This window comes from Streptomyces griseorubiginosus, from assembly GCF_017614965.1.
Lineage (GTDB): Bacteria > Actinomycetota > Actinomycetes > Streptomycetales > Streptomycetaceae > Streptomyces > Streptomyces griseorubiginosus_B.
Map to the genome: position 1 here is coordinate 1 of NZ_WVUG01000659.1, position 1,178 is coordinate 1,178.

1 protein-coding gene is annotated in these 1,178 nt (G+C 80.7%); it reads right to left on the reverse strand.

Annotated elements, in window-relative coordinates:
- Nucleotides 1-1,178 (reverse strand): collagen-like triple helix repeat-containing protein (locus GRC12_RS46225; RefSeq protein WP_244374718.1); only part of this gene is annotated, 1,178 nt, incomplete at both ends.

Genomic DNA, 1,178 nt, shown 5'->3' on the forward strand with positions numbered 1-1,178 from the left:
GGTTGGTGCCGCGGGGGCGCCGTGAGCGCCGGGAGCGCCGGGAGCGCCGGGAGCACCAGGGGGTTGAGGAGCGCCCGGCGCGCCCGGCATACGCGGGGCGCCTGGCGGTTGGGATGCGCTGGGCGTGCCGGGTACACCTGGGGCGCCAGGCGGCTGAGGCGCGCCGGGTGCTCCGGGCCCCTGGGGCGCCCCCGGGAAACCGGCTGCGCCGGGGGCACCCGGAGGCAGCGGGGCGCTGGGCACACCGGAGACGCCAGGGGCGCCGGGTGCGTTCGACGTACCGGGAGCTCCCGGGGCTCCTGACGCGCCGGGCGCGTTCGCCGTGCCCGGGGCGCCCGGAAACGCCTGCGCGCCGGGTGCGCCCGGGAAGCCTGGGGCGCCCGGAACACCCGGGGCGCCCGGAGGCTGCGGCGCGCCCCCGCCCGGGCCCATCCGACCCGGGTCGGCAAGCACCGTGGCGGCATGGTGGGGGCCGCCCGGCGGAGTACCGCCGGGCGAGTTCGGCGCACCGGGCGGTTGGGGGGCGCCCGGCGGGTTCGGCGCGCCGGGCGGATGCGGTGCGCCCGGGGTCTGCGGTCCGGCAGCCCCCTCGGGGCCGTCAGAACCGAGCGCCGAGACGAGTTGCGTGGGCACGTACCCGCCCGCACCGGGCCCCGGCGGGGGCGGAGGTGCGCTCCCCGCCCGCGCACCCGGTGTCCCCGGGGCGCTCGGCGGGGGCGGCGGAGTCGACCCCCGACGCGACGGAGGCGCGGCCTTGCTGGTCGCGGCGTCGGCGATGTCCCCGGCGTTCGGCGCGAGCCCCGGCGGACCGGGGGGCTGCGGCATACCCGGAGCCCCACCGGGCGGCCCTTGCGGATACCCATAGGAGGACGCACCCGGCGGAGGCGGAGGCACGGAACCCGGGGCCGAAGCCCCCGGAGACGAGCCAGGCGCTCCCGCGCCGCCCGGCCCTTGCGGATACCCATAGGAGGACGCACCCGGCGGCGGCGGAGGCACCGCACCCGGGGCCGAAGCCCCCGGAGACGAGCCAGGCGCTCCCGCGCCGCCCGGCCCCTGCGGATACCCATACGACGACGCACCCGGCGGGGGTGGAGGCACGGAACCCGGAGCCGAAGCCCCCGGAGACGAGCCAGGCGCTCCCGCACCACCCGCCCCCTGCGGATAGCCGTACGCCGATC